This is a genomic window from Nonomuraea sp. NPDC050022, assembly GCF_044460705.1.
Taxonomy (GTDB): Bacteria; Actinomycetota; Actinomycetes; order Streptosporangiales; family Streptosporangiaceae; genus Nonomuraea.
Window position 1 is genome coordinate 764248 of the sequence record NZ_JBITKE010000005.1, and the last position, 18685, is coordinate 782932.

Below are 18685 nucleotides of genomic sequence, written 5' to 3' on the forward strand. Positions count from 1 at the left end.
CCGATCCAGGACCGCAGCCTCAGTCTTTCATATCCACGACGAAAGGTGGAGAAAGTTATGGTGACGGCCGATGCCGGCAAGCCAGCCGAGATCGCATGGGGGCGCGAGAAGCTCGTCGTATCTTCCCTGTTGGGAGAGTTGCCTGCAGCGCCCAGCCTCGAGGACGAGGCACGTATGCTGCGAGCGTCTGTCGGACATGAGCTCGTCTCAGTCCCCGAGCACTCCTGGGAAGCGGTGGCGCGTGCTTGTGTACGCCCGGATCTCGTCGCCCTCCAACTGGAGCAGACCCAAGGCCCAGGCCTCCTATTGGAGGAACACGTCGACGGTGCGACGCTCCGATCAGTGCATTCGCGCGTCTGGATGACTGAGCTCTTCCCCGGGATCCAGCCGCGGACGGGGCAGGAGGCTCTTGACGTTGCCGACCCGCAGGTCATCGGGGTCGTCAAAGACGGCAAGCCGCAAGCGATTATCAGGTACCGATACCGTGATCTCGCGCATTTCCAGCAGCACGTGTGGCAGACGATCTCTGTCACCTTGCACCTCAACTCCTATGAGGAATCGATTCTCTCGCGCCGGGTCACCCGAGCCCTGATCGCGCATCCCGTGGTGATCGAGTTCGAGGATCACACGGATTCTCTCAACGTGATCGCCACACGGGACGGGATCACCAGGCTCGCTAGCGCCTGGAAAGTTCTCGCGGGTCCCTCCGCAACACCGAGCGACGCGGCCGACCTCGCCGTCAAGGTCCTTTTCGCAGAGCCGAGTTCACACGAGGGCACGTCACTTCAGGACCGAATGGCCCGCGGCAGGGCTGCCTACCGTGAGCAGCTCCGCCAGGAGCACCAGCGAGAGTCAGAAAGCGAAGGTCTCTCACTCAGGAAGATTCAGATCGCCCAGACGTATCTGATGCCCGTCCACCTCACTGTCGGTGTGGAAGCTCTATCGAGCGGAGCACTCGCCCCCGAAGATGTGTTCGACGACGCCGTGCGTTCAATCCTGGCCTCAGTTCACGTCGAGTTCAAGCCGTGGGACGAATCGGCTCAAAACCTCGAAGTCGTCACCCGTGCCCTAAAGCTCTTTGCGCAGAGCCGTCATTACGCCGTGGACGACCAGGAGCAGCTGCGGGATGTATATTCCCTCGCTATTGGGCGCACAAATGAGGCTGCCACACCGCGTGTCTACGGGGATGAGAGCATCCCGGGCACACCGCTATGGCGGGCAATCTGTCTGTTGCACACCTTAACTCGTCCCGAGTTCCACGAGCAGCTGAAGGCCAGGGCCAAGGAGATCAAGAACGAGCGCCGCATGTCCACCAAGGGGTACGCCGGCCTGCTTGGCCCTGTCCTCGACCTACCGTGGAGGGCAGCCAAGAGCTCCGCGACGAAACCTGCTCGCAACGCTTGGAGCAACGGCGGAGTGCTATGCGAGGACGTCCTGGCCGACGGGTGGGAGCCTGTACCAACAGCCAACTTCCTCGATCTAGTCGAACCGGCACTTGCTGGTGACGTGAATGCGCGCTGCACACTGGCAGTGGCAGGGGGCGTCGCCTTGATAGCCGACAAGCTGCTCACCCGGAACGTCGGGTCCGCCGTCGCTACCATGCCTGCTCCTGGGAAGGTCCCGTTCCGCGCGGACGTATCGACCGTCATTGGTGGACTGGCGCGCAAGGACAACGAACTGGGCCTGTGGATACTGGCACACGCGGCACAACGCTTCCGGCACGATCTGCTCCCCCGCAACGCGAGCACCGCGCGCCAGATGGGGCTGCGTAACCCCGCCGTTGGGGATGACGCCTCTGTTCATGTTGCCGTCGATCTCACGGCCTCTGACCGCATCCTTCGAGAGAATGGACGCGAGGTCCCCCTTACGACCTGGGATGTCGTCTTCGCTTCCGACCAGGAACGCGCTCGCAGGATGACGAGATTGGCCGATCCTCCACAGGAAACCCTCTCCACCATCAATCTCAGCACCGATGAAGCCGCTGAGAGCGACGTAGATCCGGCTCCGGTCTCTGCCCAGATCGAGATGTCCACGGGCCAACTGATCGTTGAAGAGCGTAGGCGTCTGGACGAATGGCTGACCGGCGCGAAGCGTTCGCTGGAGACCCTTGAACAACTAGGCGGTAGGGTCTCGTTCCCGCCGCTTCTCGGCTCGCCTGAGGAGTGGCTGGACCTCCAGCAGAGAGCCTTCGAGGTGCTCGAGTTCATTCAGCGTTATAGGTCCGGTGGGCCAGAGGAGGATGAGGAGGAGCAGAACTGACCGTTACCGCTGGATGGCTGCCGCACCCTCCGAACCGCGCTGGGGAGCCCATAGGCCACAGGAGGGGGTCAGTTCTCACGGGGTGCCACGAAGGTTCCGCGGCCCTGGATCGCGATGACGAAGCCCTCCTCGCGCAAGATGCCGATGGCCTTTCTGACAGTGTCGCGGCCCACTTCGTGCTCGTGCATCAACCTCTGCTCGGTCGGGATCGGCCGGTTGGGCGGGAGTGTGCCGTCCGCGATCTGTGTCCGCAGCAGGTCTGCGAGCTGGCGATAGAGCGGTGTCGGCCCCTCATGGTCGATCGTCATGAATATAGACCGTAAATGTCCGCATCCGTGGCCCATCACTCGCCCATGTTTGCGATCAGGGGCAGACGTTTGCAGACGTTTGCTTTAGCCTGGCACTGCAAGACCTTCAAGGGAGTCGGGCCCGTCCTCGCGACCCAAACGCCAAGACGGGCCCTTGATCGGACAGCGGAGGTCCGACCCATGGGTAACTCAATCACAGACCTACGATTCGGGTCCTGCCTGACAGCCGAGATCCAAGCCGTACTCGAGAAGCACGGCTACCGGCTGCCTCCAGGCGGCGATCACATCCGCGAACTCGTCATGGCTCGCGTCGACATCGCGCTTAAGAACCTCGTCGAGATCTTCGAGGGGCGGACTTGGTGATATGGCGGGATGAGATTCCCGACTTCCATGGTCCGCACGTCGCGTCGCCTCAGCCGGGCCATACCAAGCTGACCTGGTACGAACCGACCCAGCGGGCTCAGCGTATCCGCGTGCTCTCACACACCTGCGAGTGCCGCCGAATGACGTACGAATTGTGCGCCGCCGCCGGCCAGGGCTTCGTCCGCCGTACGGACCGAGAGAAGGGCACCGTCCGCGAAACTGCGTGGGCGTTGACCGCAGCCGCCAAACGTACCTTCGATCAGATTCTCCAAGGCGCGGCCCGGTGAGAGCAGCGCGGCGGACACCTCCCTGGGCTCGTCCGCCGCGTCTGCGGAAACGAAGTGCGCGTCCTTGACCGGGACCAATCCGGAATTCGTGCTCAGGACGTAATCCGGCTCGCGGGCTCGAAGGTCGAGTCCCGCCTCTCTATCAAGCGTGCACCGCACCGCTGACCCGTCTTCGCCAAAGCGAGGGTCCCGATCCACCTGGACTCTCGCCCGCATGGTGCTACACACCGAAGGACCTTAGGAGCCACAAGAGATGAAGACCTTTACGGTGACCATCGCCGGCACGGAACGATTCGACGGAGAGACGCCCTATACCTGGGTTGTGGAGGCATCCGACGTGATGAGCGCCATGAACAAAGCCCTGGCCTACCACGCGCTTTCGCAAGAGCAGCGATTGTGTGACCTGGAAATTGACCTTCTGCACACGTTCGAGGGCCTGCCCCCTGAGAACTGTGAATATTACTGGAACGACCTACGGCATGCTGCTTTCGAAGCAGACGGCACCGATGGACGAGATTGAGTTCATGATCAGGCCATTGCCTCAATGGTGAGGATGCCCATGGATTTCGGCCCGACCAGCAGCAGGCACCCGTAGAAGCCGTAATCTTCGGGCGTGATTTCGAATGGCAGGCCGATTCCGTACGCAAGTGGGCGGACATTGTCGGAGCTGTTCGCGACCTGCTTGGTGAGGGTGTCGAACAAGTCACGACCGAGTAGAGCCACCAGTCGGTCGTTGGGGAAGCGGGGTTGCGGTTCATCGGCGTCGTAATCGTCGATCTCTCTCATTACCCACGCACCGCTTGCTGCCAGCGCGAGATTGTGCTGCTCGAAGTCCGTCAGGAACCTGGTCAGGCTCTCCTCGTACAGTCGGTGGGGGCTGGTCACGTGGCCCTCGTCCCACCACTCCTCGCCCGCCAACTCGGTGCAGCGCGCTGACTTCGGCCACCACGAACGGAACCTGGCGTCGGCATCTTCTGGGGCCGCGCAGTCGAGATTCAGGCCATGCCGCTCGGCCTTCACCGTGATCTTCATCCGGTCGTTGTTGGTCAGCCAAACAAGCTCACCGAGCACCTCCGCGATACAGGAGGCGCGGATGGCAAGGTCCGCACGCCGGTAGTCCTGTTCGTTCAGGGAACGAGGCGGGTCGATCTCCCCCTTCATCAGGCGCGCGGGCTCCGGCCAAAGCGGGCCAAGGGGCGGCAGGGACGTCGCCGGGGCTACGGAAAGACGGAAAGTGTTTCCGTACAAGTCACGTCCGAGTAGGTGCAGCTCATCGTCGAGAGGAGCGCCGCCTGGCTGAGCGGCGACCGTGACACGCACCAAGTCGTAGTCACGCGAGTGCACGAACAGTTTCCTGACCAGCCCCGCTATGAGTTCCTGGGCGGGTTCGTCCAAGGTCCCAGGGCCAACGTCAAGCAAGTCGGTCAGCAGTAGCTCCACGTCCGCGGCCATCTCCTCCAGTGGGCGCGCACCTGTCCATCCCCCCTTGCCTCGACCCGGATTTATCGCGTGGTTCAGCACTTCAACTGCGACCGGATGGCGGAATCCTGCCTCCCCCGCCCCCGCGAACGTCTCTGGAAACCGACCGAAGTTGGCAACCTCCACTGGCGTCGGCGCGGTCGTCCACGGTTGCTCTTCAGGAGTCGGCGCGACGCCGCTGATCGGCGTGAAGCGGAACGCCGGGAGACAGGTCTGCGTGTCGACCGGTCCCCAGCGTTCTAACAGATGCGTTGCAGCTGCCGGCCATTTGTGCCCCCAGTAGGTCATCTACCTGCCTCCTACGGCTGTAAGGCCGATGCGTGCATCCCTGACCCTGCTCGCCAGCTTTGATGATCTTAGAAAGAAACGTAGAGCATCAGGAGAGGTAGGAGCACAAGATCGACAGCAGGAGCGCAACCTGATCGGCCCGTGCGAGTCCTGCGTGGAGTCGGTTAGGACACCACTTGGCGGCCGCGCTGCCAGACGGCCGAGATGAGCGGGACCCCAGGTCGATAGGCCAGGTGGACGTGGGAGGGAGCGTCCAGCAGCGTCAGGTCGGCGCGTGCGCCCACGACTATCCGGCCCACGTCGTCGCGCCGCAGCGCCCGCGCGCCACCCAGTGTCGCCGCCCCCACCGCCTCGTCGGGAGTCATGCCCATCTCCCGAACTGCCAGGGCGATACAAAACGGCATGCTGGTGGTGAAGCTGGAGCCGGGGTTGCAGTCGGTCGACAGTGCCACCGTCACGCCCGCGTCCAGGAGGCGACGGGCGTCCGGGTACGGGGCTCTGGTGGAGAACTCCGCCCCCGGCAGCAGGGTCGCGACCGTCGTACCGGAAGCCAAAGCGTCCACGTCCGCGTCGGTGAGGTGGGTGCAGTGGTCGGCGGAGGCGGCGTTCAGCTCGACGGCGAGTTGGACGCCTGGTCCATGGGTGAGCTGGTTGGCGTGGATCCTGGGTACGAGGCCTCGCTTGATGCCGCTCTCCAGTACGGCCCGCGCCTGGTCGCCGTCGAACGCCCCTCGCTCGCAGAAGACGTCCACCCAGCGGGCATGGGGAGCGCAGGCGTCCAGCATTGCGCCGGTCACCAACGCCACGTACGCGTCGGGGTCTTGGTCGGCCGGTACGACGTGCGCGCCAAGGTAGGTCACCTCGTCTGTGTGCTCCGCGGCGATGCGCAGCAGGCGTGCCTCGTCCTCGACAGTGAGGCCGTAGCCTGATTTGCACTCGATGACCGTAGTGCCCTGTCGCAGTGCCTCGCCCACCAGGCGGGCTACCCCCGCCGACAGCTCCTCGTCGCTCGCCGCGCGGGTGGCCGCCACCGTCGTGCGGATCCCGCCTGCGGTGTAGGGCAGGCCGCGCATCCGCGCGTCGAACTCGGCCGTACGATCTCCCGCGAAGACCAGGTGGGCATGGGAGTCGACGAAACCGGGGAGCAGGGCCCGGCCGTCGGCGTCGTACATCCGATCCGCCGCCGGAGCCCGCGACGCCGGCCCCACCCAGGCGATCTCCCCACCCGAGACGGAGACGACGACGGCGGCGTCCGTGATGAGCCCGAGCGGACCCTCGCCCAGCTGGGGCTCGTTGGTGACCAGCGTGGAGATCCCGGTGATCAGGAGGCTTCCCATCGTGCCGCCAATCGCGTGCGAGCCTTCCGCAGCCGCGCGAGTCATGCCGCCACCCGCGCGAGAGCCTGCCGCAGCGCGCCCGCGACGTCGGGTACGAGCTGATGGACGCCGCGCCGTACGATCACCCGGCCGCCCGTGACGACGTCGCTGACGTCGGCGGAGGTGGCCGCGAAGACGGCGGTCTCCGCACCGTGAAGCGGGCCCGTGGTCCGGACCGAGTCCAGGGAGACGGTGACGAGGTCGGCGAGCGCGCCCACCTCCAGCCTGCCCGCCTCCGGCCAACCCAGCGACACGTGGCCGTCGGCAGTGGCGGCCCGCAGGAGCGCGTCCGCCGTCCAGTGGCCGCGGCGACGCGTACGCAACCGCTCGTTCAACTCCATGGCCCGGGCCTCCTCGAACAGGTCGATGACGGCCTGGCTGTCGCTGCCGAGCGACAGCGGCGATCCCGCGGCCTGCACCTCGCGAGCGGGTCCGATGCCGTCGGCGAGATCGCGCTCGGTCGTGGGGCACATGCACACAGTGGTGGCGGAGTCACCGAGCAGGGCGATGTCCTGCGCGGTCAGGTGGGTGGCGTGCACGGCGGTGGTACGCGGCCCGAGTAGGCCGTGGTCGGCGAGCAGGCGCGTAGGCGTGACGCCGTACGCCGCCAGACAGCCCTCGTTCTCGGCGGGCTGCTCAGACACGTGCGCGTGGATCGCGGCGTTCCGCTGCGCCGCCCAGGCGCCGACCACCCCGAGCTGGTCGGCGGGAACGGCTCGGACCGAGTGGACGGCCGCGCCGACGCGGGCGTGCTCGCGCTCCTTCAACCCGGAGACCCGCTCGGCCCACGCCTCCCCTGAACCGTCGCTGAATCTGAGCTGGGTCTCGTCCGGTGGAGCGCCGAACCCCGACGAGAGGTAGCAGGTGTCGAGCAATGTGATCCGGATGCCGGCCTGGGCGGCCGCCTCGATGAGCGCCTCTCCCATCGCGTTCGGGTCGTCGTAGGCGACGCCTCCGGGAGCGTGGTGAAGGTAGTGGAACTCGCCGACGCAGGTGATCCCCGCGAGGGCCATCTCGGCGTAGACGGCCCGTGCCAGCTCCAGGTACTCGTCGGGGGTGAGGCTCGCGGCGACCCGGTACATGGTCTCGCGCCAGGTCCAGAAGGTGCCGCCGCCGAGCTGCGTGGCTCCGCGCAACGCCCGGTGGAAGGCGTGCGAATGGGCGTTGGCCAGTCCGGGGATGACCAGGCCGTCCAGGACGACAGCGTCGCCGGGAGGAGCGCTGCCCGCTTGCAGGGAGGCGATACGGCCCGCCGAAACGTCGATGAGGACTCCGGACTCCACGGCGCTGGACCCCACCGCACTGGACGCCAACGCACCGGACCCCACAGCGCCGGACGCCGACGCATCGGACCCCAACGCACTAGCCCCCGACGCGCCGGTCCACGCGTACCTCGCCCAGAACCGGCCGTTCACAGCAGATCCTCCAGGACGGCGACCAAGGCCGCCACACCGGCGAGGCAGTCGGCCTCCTCGGCGTATTCCTCCGGCGAGTGCGAGACGCCGGTCGGGTTCCGTACAAAGAGCATGGCCGTGGGGATGGCAGAGGCGAGAATGCCCGCATCGTGCCCCGCCCCTGTCGGCAGGACGGGAACCCCACCGAGCCGAGCGGCCAAGCGGTCCCTGAGCGGCCCGTCGAATTCGACCACCGGCGTGTACGACTCGCGAGTGACCTCCGCCCCCGACTCGTGAATGATCTCTTTCACGAGCGTGTCAAGGGTGGCGGAGTCAGCAGCACGCGAGTCCAGCCAAGCAGTCACTCGGGAGGCGATGGCGTTGGTGCCGTTAGGCTCGACAGAGATCTTCCCGAAGGTGGCGAGCGCCCCGGCGAGCCTGGCCTGCTCGCGGGCGTTCAGGACCGTGGCGGCGTAGGCCAACATCGGATCCCGGCGGTCCTCCAGGCGGGTGGTTCCTGCGTGGTTCGCCTCTCCGTGAAAGTCGAAGCGCCAGCGCCCGTGCGGCCAGATCGCCGACGCGACGCCAACCGGCGCGTCGCCCAGGTTCCTGCCCTGCTCGACGTGGAGTTCGACGTACGCGGAGATGCGCGCGAGCCGCTCGTCATCGCGGCCGATCCCGGCGGGGTCGTGCCCCGCACGCTCCATCGCGTCGCCGAGCCGAACACCGTCCTGGTCCCTGAGAGCCCGCGCCTGTCCCGGCTCCAGAACCCCCGCCATCAGCCGGGACCCGACACACGCCACGCCGAACCTGGCCCCCTCCTCGTCACCGAAGTTGACGATCGCAAGCGGGCGGCCACCCGTGGTGCCCCGATCCCGAAGCACGCCCCGATCCCCGAGCTCGCCCCGGCCCCGAAGCACGCCCCGATCCCGGAGCGCGTCCAGGGCCGCAAAAGCCGACACGACGCCAAGCGGCCCGTCGTACGCTCCCCCATCAGGCACCGAGTCCAGATGGGAGCCAGTGACGATGGCGTCCCCCGCCGCAGGATCGCCGTACCAAGCCCACTGGTTGCCGTTCCTGTCGACCTCGTACGTCAACCCCCTCTTGAGCGCCTGCTCCCTGAACCAGGCCCGGCATTCGCCGTCGGCCGCGGTCCAGGCGTGGCGACGATACCCGCCGGTCGCGTCATATCGCCCGACCGGCAGAAGCTCGCGCCACATCCCCCGAAAATTTCCCTCGAAGACCTGATCGATCACGCCGAGTCGCCCTCACGCATCGGGATCCGCACGCCGCGCTCCTGAGCGACCTCGGTGGCCCGGTCGTAGCCGGCGTCGACATGCCGAATAACCCCCATACCCGGATCGTTGGTGAGCACCCGACGGATCTTCTCCCCAGCCAGAGCGGTCCCATCAGCGACCGTGACCTGCCCAGCGTGAATGGACCGGCCGATGCCAACGCCCCCACCGTGGTGGATGGACACCCAAGACGCACCGGAGGCCACGTTCACCATGGCATTCAGCAGCGGCCAGTCGGCGATGGCGTCGGAGCCGTCGAGCATGGCCTCGGTCTCCCGGTACGGCGAGGCGACGCTGCCGCAGTCGAGGTGGTCACGGCCGATGGCCAGCGGAGCGGAGATCTCGCCACGGGCCACCATGTCGTTGAACCGCTCGCCGGCCTTGTCGCGCTCGCCGTAGCCGAGCCAGCAGATGCGTGCGGGCAGGCCCTGGAAGTGGACCTTCTCCCCGGCCAGGCGGATCCAGCGGGCCAGCGACTCGTTCTCCGGGAACAGGTCCAGGATCGCCTGGTCCGTCTTGGCGATGTCCTGGGCGTCGCCCGACAGCGCCGCCCAGCGGAACGGGCCCTTGCCCTCGCAGAACAGCGGCCGGATGTAGGCGGGCACGAAGCCGGGGAAGTCGAAGGCGCGGGTGTATCCGGCCAGCTGGGCCTCGCCCCGGATCGAGTTGCCGTAGTCGAACACCTCGGCCCCGGCGTCCTGGAAGCCGACCATCGCCTCCACGTGCCGGGCCATCGAGTGCCGGGCACGCTCAGTGAACCCGACCGGGTCCTTGTCCGCCTCGGCGGCCATGTCCTCGAACGCCACGCCGATCGGGAGGTACATCAGCGGGTCGTGCGCCGACGTCTGGTCCGTGACGATGTCGATCTCCGCGCCACGCGCGAGCAGCTCCGGTACGGCTTGCGCCGCGTTGGCGACCACGCCGATGGACAGCGGCCGACGCGCGTCACGCGCTTCGTAGGCCAGTCGCAGCGCCTCGTCCAGCGACGAAGCCTTGACATCCAGGTAGCGATGCTCGATGCGCCGGTCCACGGAGCGCGGGTCGCAGTCGACGCAGATGGCGACCCCGCCGTTCATGGTGACGGCCAGCGGCTGGGCGCCGCCCATGCCGCCCAGCCCGGCGGTCAGGGTGATGGTCCCGGCCAGCGTGCCGCCGAACTTCTTGGCGGCCACGGCTGAGAAGGTCTCGTAGGTGCCCTGGAGGATCCCCTGAGTGCCGATGTAGATCCAGGAGCCGGCCGTCATCTGCCCGTACATGGTCAGGCCGAGCTGCTCCAGCCGCCGGAACTCCGGCCACGTGGCCCAGTCGCCGACCAGGTTGGAGTTGGCGATGAGGACCCGCGGCGCCCATTCGTGCGTGCTCATGACGCCCACCGGACGGCCCGACTGCACGAGCAGCGTCTCGTCGGCCTTCAATGTGCCGAGCGTGCGGACGATCGCGTCGTAGGAGCGCCAGTCACGGGCCGCCTTGCCGGTGCCGCCGTACACGACGAGCTTGTCGGGATGCTCGGCGACCTCGGGGTCGAGATTGTTCATGAGCATCCGCAGGGCGGCTTCCTGCTGCCAGCCCTGGGTATGAAGCGTCGTGCCACGCGGAGCCCGAACCGGGCGCGGACCGCTGATCTGGTCCATGTTCCTGACCTCCCCCTCGGTGCATCTATTCATGCATCTATATCGAGAATGAATAGATTCAGTCAATAGCTAATCCGTGAACAAGCCGCGCGATGCCGCCGATTGCTCGAACGCCTCCAGGCGTGCCTGCGCGCCCGGGATCTCGTCGACCATGGTCTCCAGCAGGACCCGGCCGAGCATCATGGGCGCGCATGCCGTATCGAAGACCAGTTCCGTGCCGACCGGCACGGGCAGCAGCACGTCGGCGAGGTCGGCCGAGGGCGCGAAGGCGTTGTCGGCAATGGTCACCACGCTCAGCCCCACCTTCTTGGCCGCCGACAGGGCCTCCGTCAGCTCGGCGGGATGGCGGGGCAGGGCGAAGCAGAGCAGGGCGCTCGCCCCGGCGTCGGCCGCCTGTTCGATGCGGTCGGCGAGCATGGAACCGCCCTCGTTGAGCAGGCGTACGTCGGGGTGGACCTTGGCGGCGAAGTAGGCCCAGCCCGCGGCCTGCGCCGCGGCCGCACGCAGGCCGAGCACGAGCAGCGGCCGGGAGGGCGCCAGCAGCCGGGCGGCCTTGACGATCGCCGTCATGTCCGACAGCGAGTCGGCCAGATGCTGAAGGTTGGCGATCTCGGTGCGTACCGCCCGCTGGGTCTCGCTCAGGGCCGCGCCTTCGCCCCTCTCGCCCCTGCCCGCCGAGTCGGGCAGGCCGAGCTCGCGGATCTGCTTGCGCAGCGCGGGGTAGCCGTCGTACCCGAGGGTCATCGCGAACCGGGTCACCGACGGCTGGCTCACCCCCGCGAGCTCGGCGATCTCCACGCTGGACAGGAAGGCCGCCTGCCCGGCGTGCTGAACCAGGCAGTGCGCGATCCGCCGCTGGGCGGGGGTCAGCCGATGCCCTTCGAACAGCCGGAGCAAGCGGGCCTCCGGCGCGACATCGTCCGTGTTCATGACTCTCCAGGGGTTACAGATCGGCCAGTGCGTCGAGGAGACCGGCAGCCGCCGAGACGTCCGCCGTGAGCGGCCGGTCCTCCATCGATAGGTCAAGATTGTCGTCCACCAGCGCGTACGCGCGACCGACCGGCAAGGACCGGTCCCGCTTCACGCTGAGCTGACGCAGAGCGCGGACGGCGGCGACGAGCTCGCAGGCGAGCACCAGCCGGTACGTCTCGACGGTCCGCAGAACCTGGCGGGCGGCCTGCGAGGCGAAGCTCGTGGCCTCCTCCACGCTCCGTGACAGTACGGCATGACCGGACGAGGCCGGAGTCGCCGCGTTCCGCAGCTCGGCGAGGGCGGCGTTCGCGCTGTATTCGAGGATGAGCACCCCGGATCCGGCCGACGCCCCACCGGCCAGGAACGGACGCAGCCCCGTGATGCCCGGCTCGTTCAGGGCCGCCAGCCGCGCCGCGGACAGCCGCGCCGTCGGCAACAGCGCGAGAGACAGCTGGTCCAGCGCGAGCGCCACGTGAGCCGAGAAGAACCCCCCGTGATGGTACGAGGCCGGTCCGCCGTCCGGACCATCCGCGCTGATCAGGGGGTTCTCCGCGCCCGCGTTGAGCTCGATGGCCAGCACCCGCTCCAGCGCGTCGGAGGCTTCCAGGGCCGGCCCGTGGATCTGCGGAAAGCAGCGGAAGGCGTACGGGTCCTGGATGCGGCCGGTCGGTGGCGCGGGCCGATCCGGCGCGCCGACGAGCCGGCGGACCTCGGCGGCGACACGGATGTTGCCCGGATGCGGACGCGCGGCGTGCACCGGCTCGGCGAAGGCCTCCAGCGAGCCGTCGACGGCCAGCAGGGAGAGCGCGGCCACCACATGGGCGGCCCTGAGCAGGCGGTCCAGGCTGTGGCGGGCCAGGGCCGCCTGTCCCAGAGTGAGGGCGTTGCTGCTGATCAGGGCCAGTGCGTCGCCGGTTTCGAGGGTGATCGGAGGTGGCTGGGTGGGACCGCCGTGCCAGGGGTACTCTCCGGCGAGGGCCAGTCCGAGCTGGGAGAGCGCGGCCAGATCACCGGTGCCGACCGCGCCGTACTCGTTCACCGGCGGGTGCACTCCGGCCTTGAGCGCCACACTGAGCCCGCGAACCACCTCGGGACGGAGCCCGGCGTTTCCCACCAGCAGCTGGTTGAGCCGGACGATCATCATCGCCCGGACCTGCCTGGCTGGCAGCAGCGCCCCTATCCCGCCCGCGTGGCTGCGCAGCAGGCGCAGGCCGTGCAGGTCGAAATCGGCGGGATCGACATCCAGAGTGCGGTTGGCGCCGACGCCGGTGCTGCGCCCATAGACGCGCCCGGTGGCGACGAGGTCGGCCGCCCTGCGCCACGACCGTTCGACCTTGTCGTAGGCGGCCAAAGGCACCTCCACGCCGGCCATGCCGTCGGCGAGCAGCGCGACCGTCTCGCTGTCGAGACCATGTCCGTCAAGCTCGATCTGTGGGACGGCCACGCCTACGATTCGAGACGCCACGGCGTTCAACTCCCTTTCACCTGCACAAAACCGACTATTGACACATCTTCATTCGTGCATGAGTCTGCATGAATACATGCAGACCGGCAAGGGTGGTGCCCATGATCCGATTCGAGTCAGTCACAAAGAGGTTCGCCAACGGCACGACAGCCGTGGACGACCTCTCCGTGGAGTTTCTCGAAGGGGGCATCACGGTGCTCGTCGGCTCCTCCGGTTGCGGCAAGACCACAACGCTCCGGATGATCAACCGGCTGGTCGATCCCACCTCTGGCACGGTCAGCCTGGGCGGGCGCGACGTACGGGAACTGCCGGCTGCTCAGTTGCGGCGCGGCATTGGGTACGTCATCCAGCAGGCGGGCCTTTTCCCGCACCGTACTGTCCTGGACAACATCGCCACCGTGCCGGCGCTGCTCGGCTGGGGCCGGCGCAAGGCCCGCGCCAGGGCCGCCGAGCTTCTTGAGGTCGTCGGCCTGGCCGCCGAGTCCGGCAAACGCTATCCCCACCAGCTCTCCGGCGGTCAGCAACAGCGCGTGGGCGTCGCCCGCGCGCTGGCCGCCGACCCGCCCGTCCTGCTCATGGACGAGCCGTTCGGGGCGGTCGACCCGGTGGTCCGGACCCTGCTCCAGGACGAACTGATCCGGCTGCAGGCCGAACTCCGCAAGACCATCGTCTTCGTCACCCACGACATCGACGAAGCCGTACGGCTCGGCGACCGCATCGCGATCTTCCGCACCGGCGGGCACATGGTCCAGGTCGCCCCACCCGCCGAACTGCTCGCCCGGCCGGCCGACGACTTCGTCGCCGGATTCCTCGGCGCGGAACGCGGGCTGAAGCTGCTCTCTCTCATCTCGCTGCAGGATGTGCCGTACGAGCCGATCGCCGCGATACGTACCACCGACACGGCCGCGCAGGCGCGCGCGGAGGCGACGGGACGCTGGCTGCTCGCGGTCTCCCCCGATGGCAAACCCGCGGGCTGGCTGGACGTCCACGCGCTCGACGGGTCTGATTCGATCGGGCAGGCGGCCCTCACCCCGGTGCGCGGCCTGACCGATTCCGACTCGCTGCTCTCGGCGCTCAACGAGACCGTCTCCTCTCCCACCGGGATGGCGGTACGGGTGGACGCGGCGGGCGTGCTGGTCGGGGCTTCCCGAGACGACGTCGTGCACGCCCATCAGCGGAGCCTCGCATGACCATCGAGTGGGGCTGGCTCACCACGCACACCGACGACCTGCTGACACTCACGCTGGACCACCTGGCGACGGCGGTCCCCGCCGTACTGCTCGGCCTGCTGATCGCGCTGCCGCTCGCCGTGGTCGCCCACCGGGTCCGTCCGCTCCGCGGGCTGCTGCTCGGCATCTCCAACATCATGTTCACGGTGCCGTCGCTGGCACTGTTCGTCCTGCTGCTGCCGATCACGGGGCTGACCAGGACGACCGCGATCGCCGGGCTGACCGTCTACACCCTGGTCGTCCTGCTCCGTAACACCGTCGAGGGGCTCGACAGCGTGCCCGCCAAGGTCCGGGAGGCGTCCCTGGCCATGGGCAGGGGCAGTCTGGGCACGCTGGTGAAAGTCGAGTTCCCGCTCGCCCTACCGGTGATCATGGCCGGGGTCAGGGTGGCCAGCGTCATGACCATCTCCCTGGTCAGCGTGGCCAGCTACATCGGATATGGCGGCATCGGCCAGCTGTTCACCGATGGCTTCCAGCGCAGTTTCCCCACCCCCGTACTCGCCGGGGTGGTCCTCACGCTGCTGCTCGCGCTGGTCGCCGATGCGGTGCTCGTCGTTGTGCAATGGCTCTGCACCCCCTGGATCCGCAAGGGAGCGCGCGCATGATGGATCTCCTCTCCAAGCTGGTCGCCTGGCTGACCTCCGCCGGCCAGTGGGCCGGTTCGGAAGGCATCGCCCAGCGGCTGTTCGAGCACATCGAGTATTCCCTGCTCTCCACACTCGTCGCCGCGCTGATCGCCCTGCCCATCGGGTTGTTCATCGGCCACACCGGGCGCGGCGCGTTCCTCGCCATCAACCTCTCGGGCTTCGGTCGTGCCCTCCCGACCGTGGGCATCGTCACCCTGGTCTTCCTGGTCAGCGGCCTGAGCATGACCCCGGTGTACATCTCCCTGGTCGCGCTGGCCATCCCAGCGATCGTGACCAACACCTACGCGGGCATGGCCGCGGTCGAGGCGGACACCAAGGACGCCGCCCGCGGCATGGGGATGACCGGGCTTCAGTCGTTGTGGCGGGTGGAGATCCCTCTCGCCGCCCCGCTGATCATGACAGGGCTGCGGCTGGCGACCGTACAGGTCATCGCTACCGCCACCATCGCGGCCTATGTCAGCTTCGGCGGTCTCGGCCGGTACATCTTCGACGGCCTCGCCCAGCGCGACCTCACCCAGGTCCTGGGCGGCGCCGTCCTCGTCGCGGTCCTCGCCGTGGCCGTGGACCTCATCCTCGCCGGAATCCACCGCGTTCTCTTCCGCCACCGCCTTACTTGATCATCGCTTTGATGGAGACTTCATGAATCGCCGGAACTTCGTCGCGGGCGCGCTCGCGCTCGCCGTACTCCCCGTGCTCGCCGCCTGCGGCGGCGGCACGACCAGCCTGAACACGCCGCCGACCACCGCCGCGTCTGGGAACTCCACGATCGTGATCGGTACGGCCAACTTCTCCGAGAACCAGATCCTCGGCTACCTCTACGCCGACGTCCTCGAAGCCGCGGGCGTGAAGACGACGGTCAAGCCCAACCTCGGCTCGCGGGAGATCGTCGTGCCCGCGCTGCAGAACGGCGACATCGACCTGCTGCCCGAATACCAGGGCAACCTCCTGCTGCACTTCGACCCCAAGGCCACCGCGAGCGACTCCGACGCCCTGCAGCAGGCGCTCGCCGCCAAGCTGCCGAAGGGACTGACGGTTCTGCCGCCGGCGGCCGCCGAGGACGCGGACGTCTTCACCGTCACCAAGGAGACCGCGGCCAAGTACGGCCTCAGCACCCTCGCCGACCTGGCCAAGCACAACGGCAAACTGGTCTTCGGCGGCCCTCCGGAGGACAAGACCCGCCAGGTCGGCGTGGTCGGGCTCAAGGAGGTCTACGGTGTGGAGTTCAAGGAGTTCAAGTCCCTCGACGCCAGCGGACCGCTGGTCAAGGGAGCCTTGAAGAGCGGCGACGTCCAACTGGGGAACCTCTTCAGCACCGACGTGGACATCGCGAAGAACGGCTGGGTCGTACTGGCCGACCCGAAGCACCTCATCCCGGCCCAGCGCATCGTCCCGCTGATCCGCACCGACAAGGCCACCGACACGGTCAAAACCGCCCTGGCCAAGCTGAACACCGCGCTGACCACCGAGGAGCTGAGCAAGCTCGATTCGCTCGTGGACAACGACCACAAGGACCCGGACGGGGTCGCCACCGAGTGGGTCAAGACCCACGGCCTGTCGAGCTGACCCCTCCCACGGCACTTGCGATGGCCGCCTGTCCAGGCGTCAATGGCCGGCGACCACGGTCTTGAGCGCGACGATGGCCAGGCCGAGGGCGAGGTTGGCGATTCCGGAGATGACGACGACTCTTCTGGAAGAGCCGATCTTGACCGCGGCAGTCACAGCCCAGGTGACCTGGCTCGCCACCGCGACACACAACGCCGCCCAAGCCGCGACCGCGTTGGACATGCCCAGCCCCGAGGCCATGGCCGCGGCGATCGACGGCGGGAACGAGGCTTGGGCCAGCGGCCATTCACGCCTGGCGACCGTGCGCAAATTCGCCCAGGTGAGGGGCCTGGCGGGATAACCGGAGCTCACCACCTGGACATAGACATGGGTGATCCAGAACACCACCCCCGTACAGACCAGAAGCGTCACGAGCTCCGGCGGGGACGGCGGTCCGCCCTCCGCGGCGGAGCCGGCGACCACGGAAGCCGCCAGCAGCGAGCCGTACACGGCACCCCCGAACTCCGCCCGCTCCGCCGCCGCACTCGCCTCACGCCCGTCCATGCCAGCAGTGTCCTTGGACGCCCAGCCGATCAGCCGATCGACGGGCCCGGTATGTACAGACTTGGCGCGGGCCTGCCCAGGATCATCGGAAACGGAGACGGCCATCGCGTCGTCCGGATTATTTCCGACGCCGAGAAGCAGCGGATCCGTAGAGGTGCGCGTTCATAGACCATGGACAGCGAAATCTTGCGGCTGGGGGAGCCGGCATCGAAGGTGTCCGCTCCGCCAGCCGCATCCCCTGACGCTGAGCTGGTCGCCTTCTATCGCCAGCATCGGCTCGGTCTTGTACGGCTCGCGGTGCTGCTTCTCGGCGACCAGGAGACGGCCGAAGACGTGGTGCAGGACGTGTTCGCTCGGCTGCATGGCAGGTGGCGGCCGGGAGTCACGACGATCGCTTATGTCAGGACGTGCGTGCTCAATGGTTCCCGGTCGGTCCTTCGCCGCCGGGCGCTCGCGCTGCGACGGGTCGAGCCGGTCGCGGGCCTGGCCGACTCGGCGGAGACCGCCGCGCTGATCGGAGAGTCGCGGCGGGAGGTGCTGCTCGCGCTGGCCCGCCTGCCGCGCCGCCAGCGAGAGGCCCTGGTGCTGCGCTTCTACCTCGACCTGTCCGACGCCGAGATCGCCGAGGCCATGCGCGTCAGGCAGAGCACCGTCAGGTCCATGACCGCCCGAGCCCGGGCCAGGCTCCTTCTCGAGTTGGGAGACAACGCATGAGCAGCATTGAAGAGCGACTCCGCGACGCCATGACGGCTCGCGCGGAGATCGTCCGCGACGACCAACGTCCATTCCCCGCCCCGCGGTCCAGCCGCAGCTCCAGGAAGGGCATGATCAGAGTCGCCGCCGTCACTCTTACTGTCGCAGTGACAGTCTTCGGAGTGGTAGAGCTCACCGCCCCCTCGCTGGAACCGCAGGAAAGCATCGTCGCTATGTCACAGGACAGCACGGTGCCATCTGGAGGGCCCGAGGTCTCGGTCTTCTTCTGCGGTGACAGCGACCCCCGCGATAGTTGCGTGGGAGGCGGGATCACCACGGCAGAACGGCAGAATCTCCAGCTGGCGCTGGAGGCCCGGCCTGAGGTGGAGAGCGTCAGCTTTGAGGACCAACAGCAGGCCTGGGACAACTTCCGTCAGGCGTACAAGGACAAGCCCCTACTCCTGAAGTCGACAGCCCTCACCGACATGCCCGAGTCCTTCCGTGCCCGGATCAGGGCGGGCGCCGACCGTTCGGCCGTGGCCAAGGCCGCGAGTGAACTGCCCGGCGTGTCCATGAGCGTCGACCAGGTTTGCAGCCTCGACAATGCCTCTTTCTGGGGGTACGTCAAGAGGCTCCTGGGAAGAGCTGAGCAGTGCTCCTTCCCCGGCAAGGGGCGGTGACGCACCTCAACTGACAATTCAGCGCGATCTATAACGAGAATGTCAGGTAATTGTCTGAACCCGGGCCGATCTGCGCTACGTACATCGTGGCAATCGACATCCGGAGACAGCGATGAACATTCGCCATTCAGCTCCCGTTCTAGCAATTTTAGTCCTTTCTGGTGTCGCCGCCTGCGGGAGCGGATCCGCTCAGCAACCCCCATGGGCAGTCGG

General features: G+C 67.6%; 18 protein-coding genes. 9 read left to right on the forward strand and 9 right to left on the reverse strand.

Features of this window, described 5'->3' with window-relative positions; genetic code table 11:
- The first annotated feature begins 57 nt into the window (after positions 1 to 57).
- A complete protein-coding gene (locus tag ACIBO2_RS25075) occupies positions 58 to 2259 on the forward strand; it encodes a hypothetical protein (protein WP_397299642.1) in 2202 nt (733 codons plus the stop codon).
- A gap of 68 nt (positions 2260 to 2327) precedes the next feature.
- Here the strand turns inward: ACIBO2_RS25075 and ACIBO2_RS25080 are convergent, their stop codons facing one another.
- The gene (locus ACIBO2_RS25080) at positions 2328 to 2567 is read right to left on the reverse strand and encodes a GntR family transcriptional regulator (protein ID WP_397299645.1); all 240 of its coding nucleotides are present in this window, start codon (positions 2565 to 2567) and stop codon (positions 2328 to 2330) included.
- Positions 2568 to 2747: 180 nt separating this feature from the next.
- Between ACIBO2_RS25080 and ACIBO2_RS25085 the strand changes: the two genes are divergently transcribed.
- Together ACIBO2_RS25085 and ACIBO2_RS25090 are read left to right on the forward strand one after the other, a co-directional pair.
- Positions 2748 to 2930 carry a hypothetical protein gene (locus ACIBO2_RS25085; RefSeq protein WP_397299648.1) on the forward strand — a complete coding sequence of 61 codons (183 nt, stop codon included), beginning with the start codon at positions 2748 to 2750 and terminating at the stop codon, positions 2928 to 2930.
- A gap of 540 nt (positions 2931 to 3470) precedes the next feature.
- Positions 3471 to 3737, forward strand: a complete 267-nt coding sequence (locus tag ACIBO2_RS25090) for a hypothetical protein (protein ID WP_397299651.1) — start codon at positions 3471 to 3473, stop codon at positions 3735 to 3737.
- An 8-nt stretch (positions 3738 to 3745) separates the two neighbouring features.
- Here ACIBO2_RS25090 and ACIBO2_RS25095 read toward each other — a convergent pair whose 3' ends face one another.
- The 7 genes from ACIBO2_RS25095 to ACIBO2_RS25125 form a co-directional block, all read right to left on the reverse strand.
- On the reverse strand, positions 3746 to 4984 hold the full coding sequence (locus tag ACIBO2_RS25095) for a hypothetical protein (protein ID WP_397299654.1): 1239 nt from the start codon (positions 4982 to 4984) through the stop codon (positions 3746 to 3748).
- A gap of 164 nt (positions 4985 to 5148) precedes the next feature.
- The gene (gene hutI / locus ACIBO2_RS25100; RefSeq protein ID WP_397299657.1) at positions 5149 to 6366 is read right to left on the reverse strand and encodes an imidazolonepropionase; all 1218 of its coding nucleotides are present in this window, start codon (positions 6364 to 6366) and stop codon (positions 5149 to 5151) included.
- On the reverse strand, positions 6363 to 7643 hold the full coding sequence (locus ACIBO2_RS25105) for a formimidoylglutamate deiminase (protein WP_397299660.1): 1281 nt from the start codon (positions 7641 to 7643) through the stop codon (positions 6363 to 6365). The genes hutI and ACIBO2_RS25105 overlap by 4 nt, the downstream gene beginning before the upstream one ends.
- 128 nt (positions 7644 to 7771) lie before the next feature.
- Positions 7772 to 8974 carry an allantoate amidohydrolase gene (locus ACIBO2_RS25110; RefSeq protein WP_397299904.1) on the reverse strand — a complete coding sequence of 401 codons (1203 nt, stop codon included), beginning with the start codon at positions 8972 to 8974 and terminating at the stop codon, positions 7772 to 7774.
- Between the two features lie 32 nt (positions 8975 to 9006).
- Positions 9007 to 10713 carry a urocanate hydratase gene (gene hutU / locus ACIBO2_RS25115; protein ID WP_397299662.1) on the reverse strand — a complete coding sequence of 569 codons (1707 nt, stop codon included), beginning with the start codon at positions 10711 to 10713 and terminating at the stop codon, positions 9007 to 9009.
- Positions 10714 to 10749: 36 nt separating this feature from the next.
- Complete coding sequence (locus tag ACIBO2_RS25120; RefSeq protein ID WP_397299665.1) at positions 10750 to 11610, reverse strand: MurR/RpiR family transcriptional regulator; 861 nt, start codon at positions 11608 to 11610, stop codon at positions 10750 to 10752.
- 13 nt (positions 11611 to 11623) lie between these two features.
- Positions 11624 to 13117, reverse strand: a complete 1494-nt coding sequence (locus tag ACIBO2_RS25125; protein ID WP_397299668.1) for an aromatic amino acid ammonia-lyase — start codon at positions 13115 to 13117, stop codon at positions 11624 to 11626.
- A gap of 101 nt (positions 13118 to 13218) precedes the next feature.
- Here ACIBO2_RS25125 and ACIBO2_RS25130 point away from each other — a divergent pair, with 101 nt between their 5' ends.
- From ACIBO2_RS25130 to ACIBO2_RS25145, 4 genes are read left to right on the forward strand one after another with little or no spacing between them, the layout of a single operon-like run.
- Complete coding sequence (locus ACIBO2_RS25130; RefSeq protein WP_397299671.1) at positions 13219 to 14307, forward strand: ABC transporter ATP-binding protein; 1089 nt, start codon at positions 13219 to 13221, stop codon at positions 14305 to 14307.
- Positions 14304 to 14951, forward strand: coding sequence for an ABC transporter permease (locus tag ACIBO2_RS25135; RefSeq protein WP_397299673.1), 648 nt, complete (start codon positions 14304 to 14306; stop codon positions 14949 to 14951). Before ACIBO2_RS25130 ends, ACIBO2_RS25135 begins: the two co-directional genes overlap by 4 nt.
- Complete coding sequence (locus ACIBO2_RS25140) at positions 14948 to 15610, forward strand: ABC transporter permease (RefSeq protein ID WP_397299676.1); 663 nt, start codon at positions 14948 to 14950, stop codon at positions 15608 to 15610. The genes ACIBO2_RS25135 and ACIBO2_RS25140 overlap by 4 nt, the downstream gene beginning before the upstream one ends.
- A gap of 22 nt (positions 15611 to 15632) precedes the next feature.
- Positions 15633 to 16556 (forward strand): glycine betaine ABC transporter substrate-binding protein, encoded by a 924-nt coding sequence (locus ACIBO2_RS25145; protein WP_397299678.1) that lies wholly within the window; start codon positions 15633 to 15635, stop codon positions 16554 to 16556.
- Positions 16557 to 16595: 39 nt separating this feature from the next.
- On the opposite strand, the gene ACIBO2_RS25150 is transcribed toward ACIBO2_RS25145, so the two are convergent.
- Positions 16596 to 17099 (reverse strand): hypothetical protein, encoded by a 504-nt coding sequence (locus ACIBO2_RS25150; protein WP_358545564.1) that lies wholly within the window; start codon positions 17097 to 17099, stop codon positions 16596 to 16598.
- A 171-nt stretch (positions 17100 to 17270) separates the two neighbouring features.
- Between ACIBO2_RS25150 and ACIBO2_RS25155 the strand changes: the two genes are divergently transcribed.
- Together ACIBO2_RS25155 and ACIBO2_RS25160 are read left to right on the forward strand one after the other, a co-directional pair.
- Complete coding sequence (locus ACIBO2_RS25155) at positions 17271 to 17813, forward strand: RNA polymerase sigma factor (RefSeq protein WP_397299682.1); 543 nt, start codon at positions 17271 to 17273, stop codon at positions 17811 to 17813.
- 110 nt (positions 17814 to 17923) lie between these two features.
- The gene (locus ACIBO2_RS25160; protein ID WP_397299685.1) at positions 17924 to 18472 is read left to right on the forward strand and encodes a permease-like cell division protein FtsX; all 549 of its coding nucleotides are present in this window, start codon (positions 17924 to 17926) and stop codon (positions 18470 to 18472) included.
- The last annotated feature ends 213 nt before the right edge of the window (positions 18473 to 18685 follow it).

Excerpts from the sequence above, each read along its gene's own strand:
- ACIBO2_RS25080 (WP_397299645.1), bottom strand. The coding sequence starts at position 2,567 with ATGACGATCGACCATGAGGGGCCGACACCGCTCTATCGCCAGCTCGCA.
- ACIBO2_RS25150 (WP_358545564.1), bottom strand. The coding sequence starts at position 17,099 with ATGGACGGGCGTGAGGCGAGTGCGGCGGCGGAGCGGGCGGAGTTCGGG.
- ACIBO2_RS25160 (WP_397299685.1), top strand. The coding sequence starts at position 17,924 with ATGATCAGAGTCGCCGCCGTCACTCTTACTGTCGCAGTGACAGTCTTC.
- ACIBO2_RS25090 (WP_397299651.1), top strand. The coding sequence starts at position 3,471 with ATGAAGACCTTTACGGTGACCATCGCCGGCACGGAACGATTCGACGGA.
- ACIBO2_RS25145 (WP_397299678.1), top strand. The coding sequence starts at position 15,633 with ATGAATCGCCGGAACTTCGTCGCGGGCGCGCTCGCGCTCGCCGTACTC.
- ACIBO2_RS25140 (WP_397299676.1), top strand. The coding sequence starts at position 14,948 with ATGATGGATCTCCTCTCCAAGCTGGTCGCCTGGCTGACCTCCGCCGGC.
- ACIBO2_RS25095 (WP_397299654.1), bottom strand. The coding sequence starts at position 4,984 with ATGACCTACTGGGGGCACAAATGGCCGGCAGCTGCAACGCATCTGTTA.
- ACIBO2_RS25130 (WP_397299671.1), top strand. The coding sequence starts at position 13,219 with ATGATCCGATTCGAGTCAGTCACAAAGAGGTTCGCCAACGGCACGACA.
- hutI (WP_397299657.1), bottom strand. The coding sequence starts at position 6,366 with ATGACTCGCGCGGCTGCGGAAGGCTCGCACGCGATTGGCGGCACGATG.
- ACIBO2_RS25110 (WP_397299904.1), bottom strand. The coding sequence starts at position 8,974 with ATGTGGCGCGAGCTTCTGCCGGTCGGGCGATATGACGCGACCGGCGGG.
- ACIBO2_RS25120 (WP_397299665.1), bottom strand. The coding sequence starts at position 11,610 with ATGAACACGGACGATGTCGCGCCGGAGGCCCGCTTGCTCCGGCTGTTC.
- ACIBO2_RS25135 (WP_397299673.1), top strand. The coding sequence starts at position 14,304 with ATGACCATCGAGTGGGGCTGGCTCACCACGCACACCGACGACCTGCTG.
- ACIBO2_RS25075 (WP_397299642.1), top strand. The coding sequence starts at position 58 with ATGGTGACGGCCGATGCCGGCAAGCCAGCCGAGATCGCATGGGGGCGC.
- hutU (WP_397299662.1), bottom strand. The coding sequence starts at position 10,713 with ATGAATAGATGCACCGAGGGGGAGGTCAGGAACATGGACCAGATCAGC.
- ACIBO2_RS25085 (WP_397299648.1), top strand. The coding sequence starts at position 2,748 with ATGGGTAACTCAATCACAGACCTACGATTCGGGTCCTGCCTGACAGCC.
- ACIBO2_RS25155 (WP_397299682.1), top strand. The coding sequence starts at position 17,271 with ATGGACAGCGAAATCTTGCGGCTGGGGGAGCCGGCATCGAAGGTGTCC.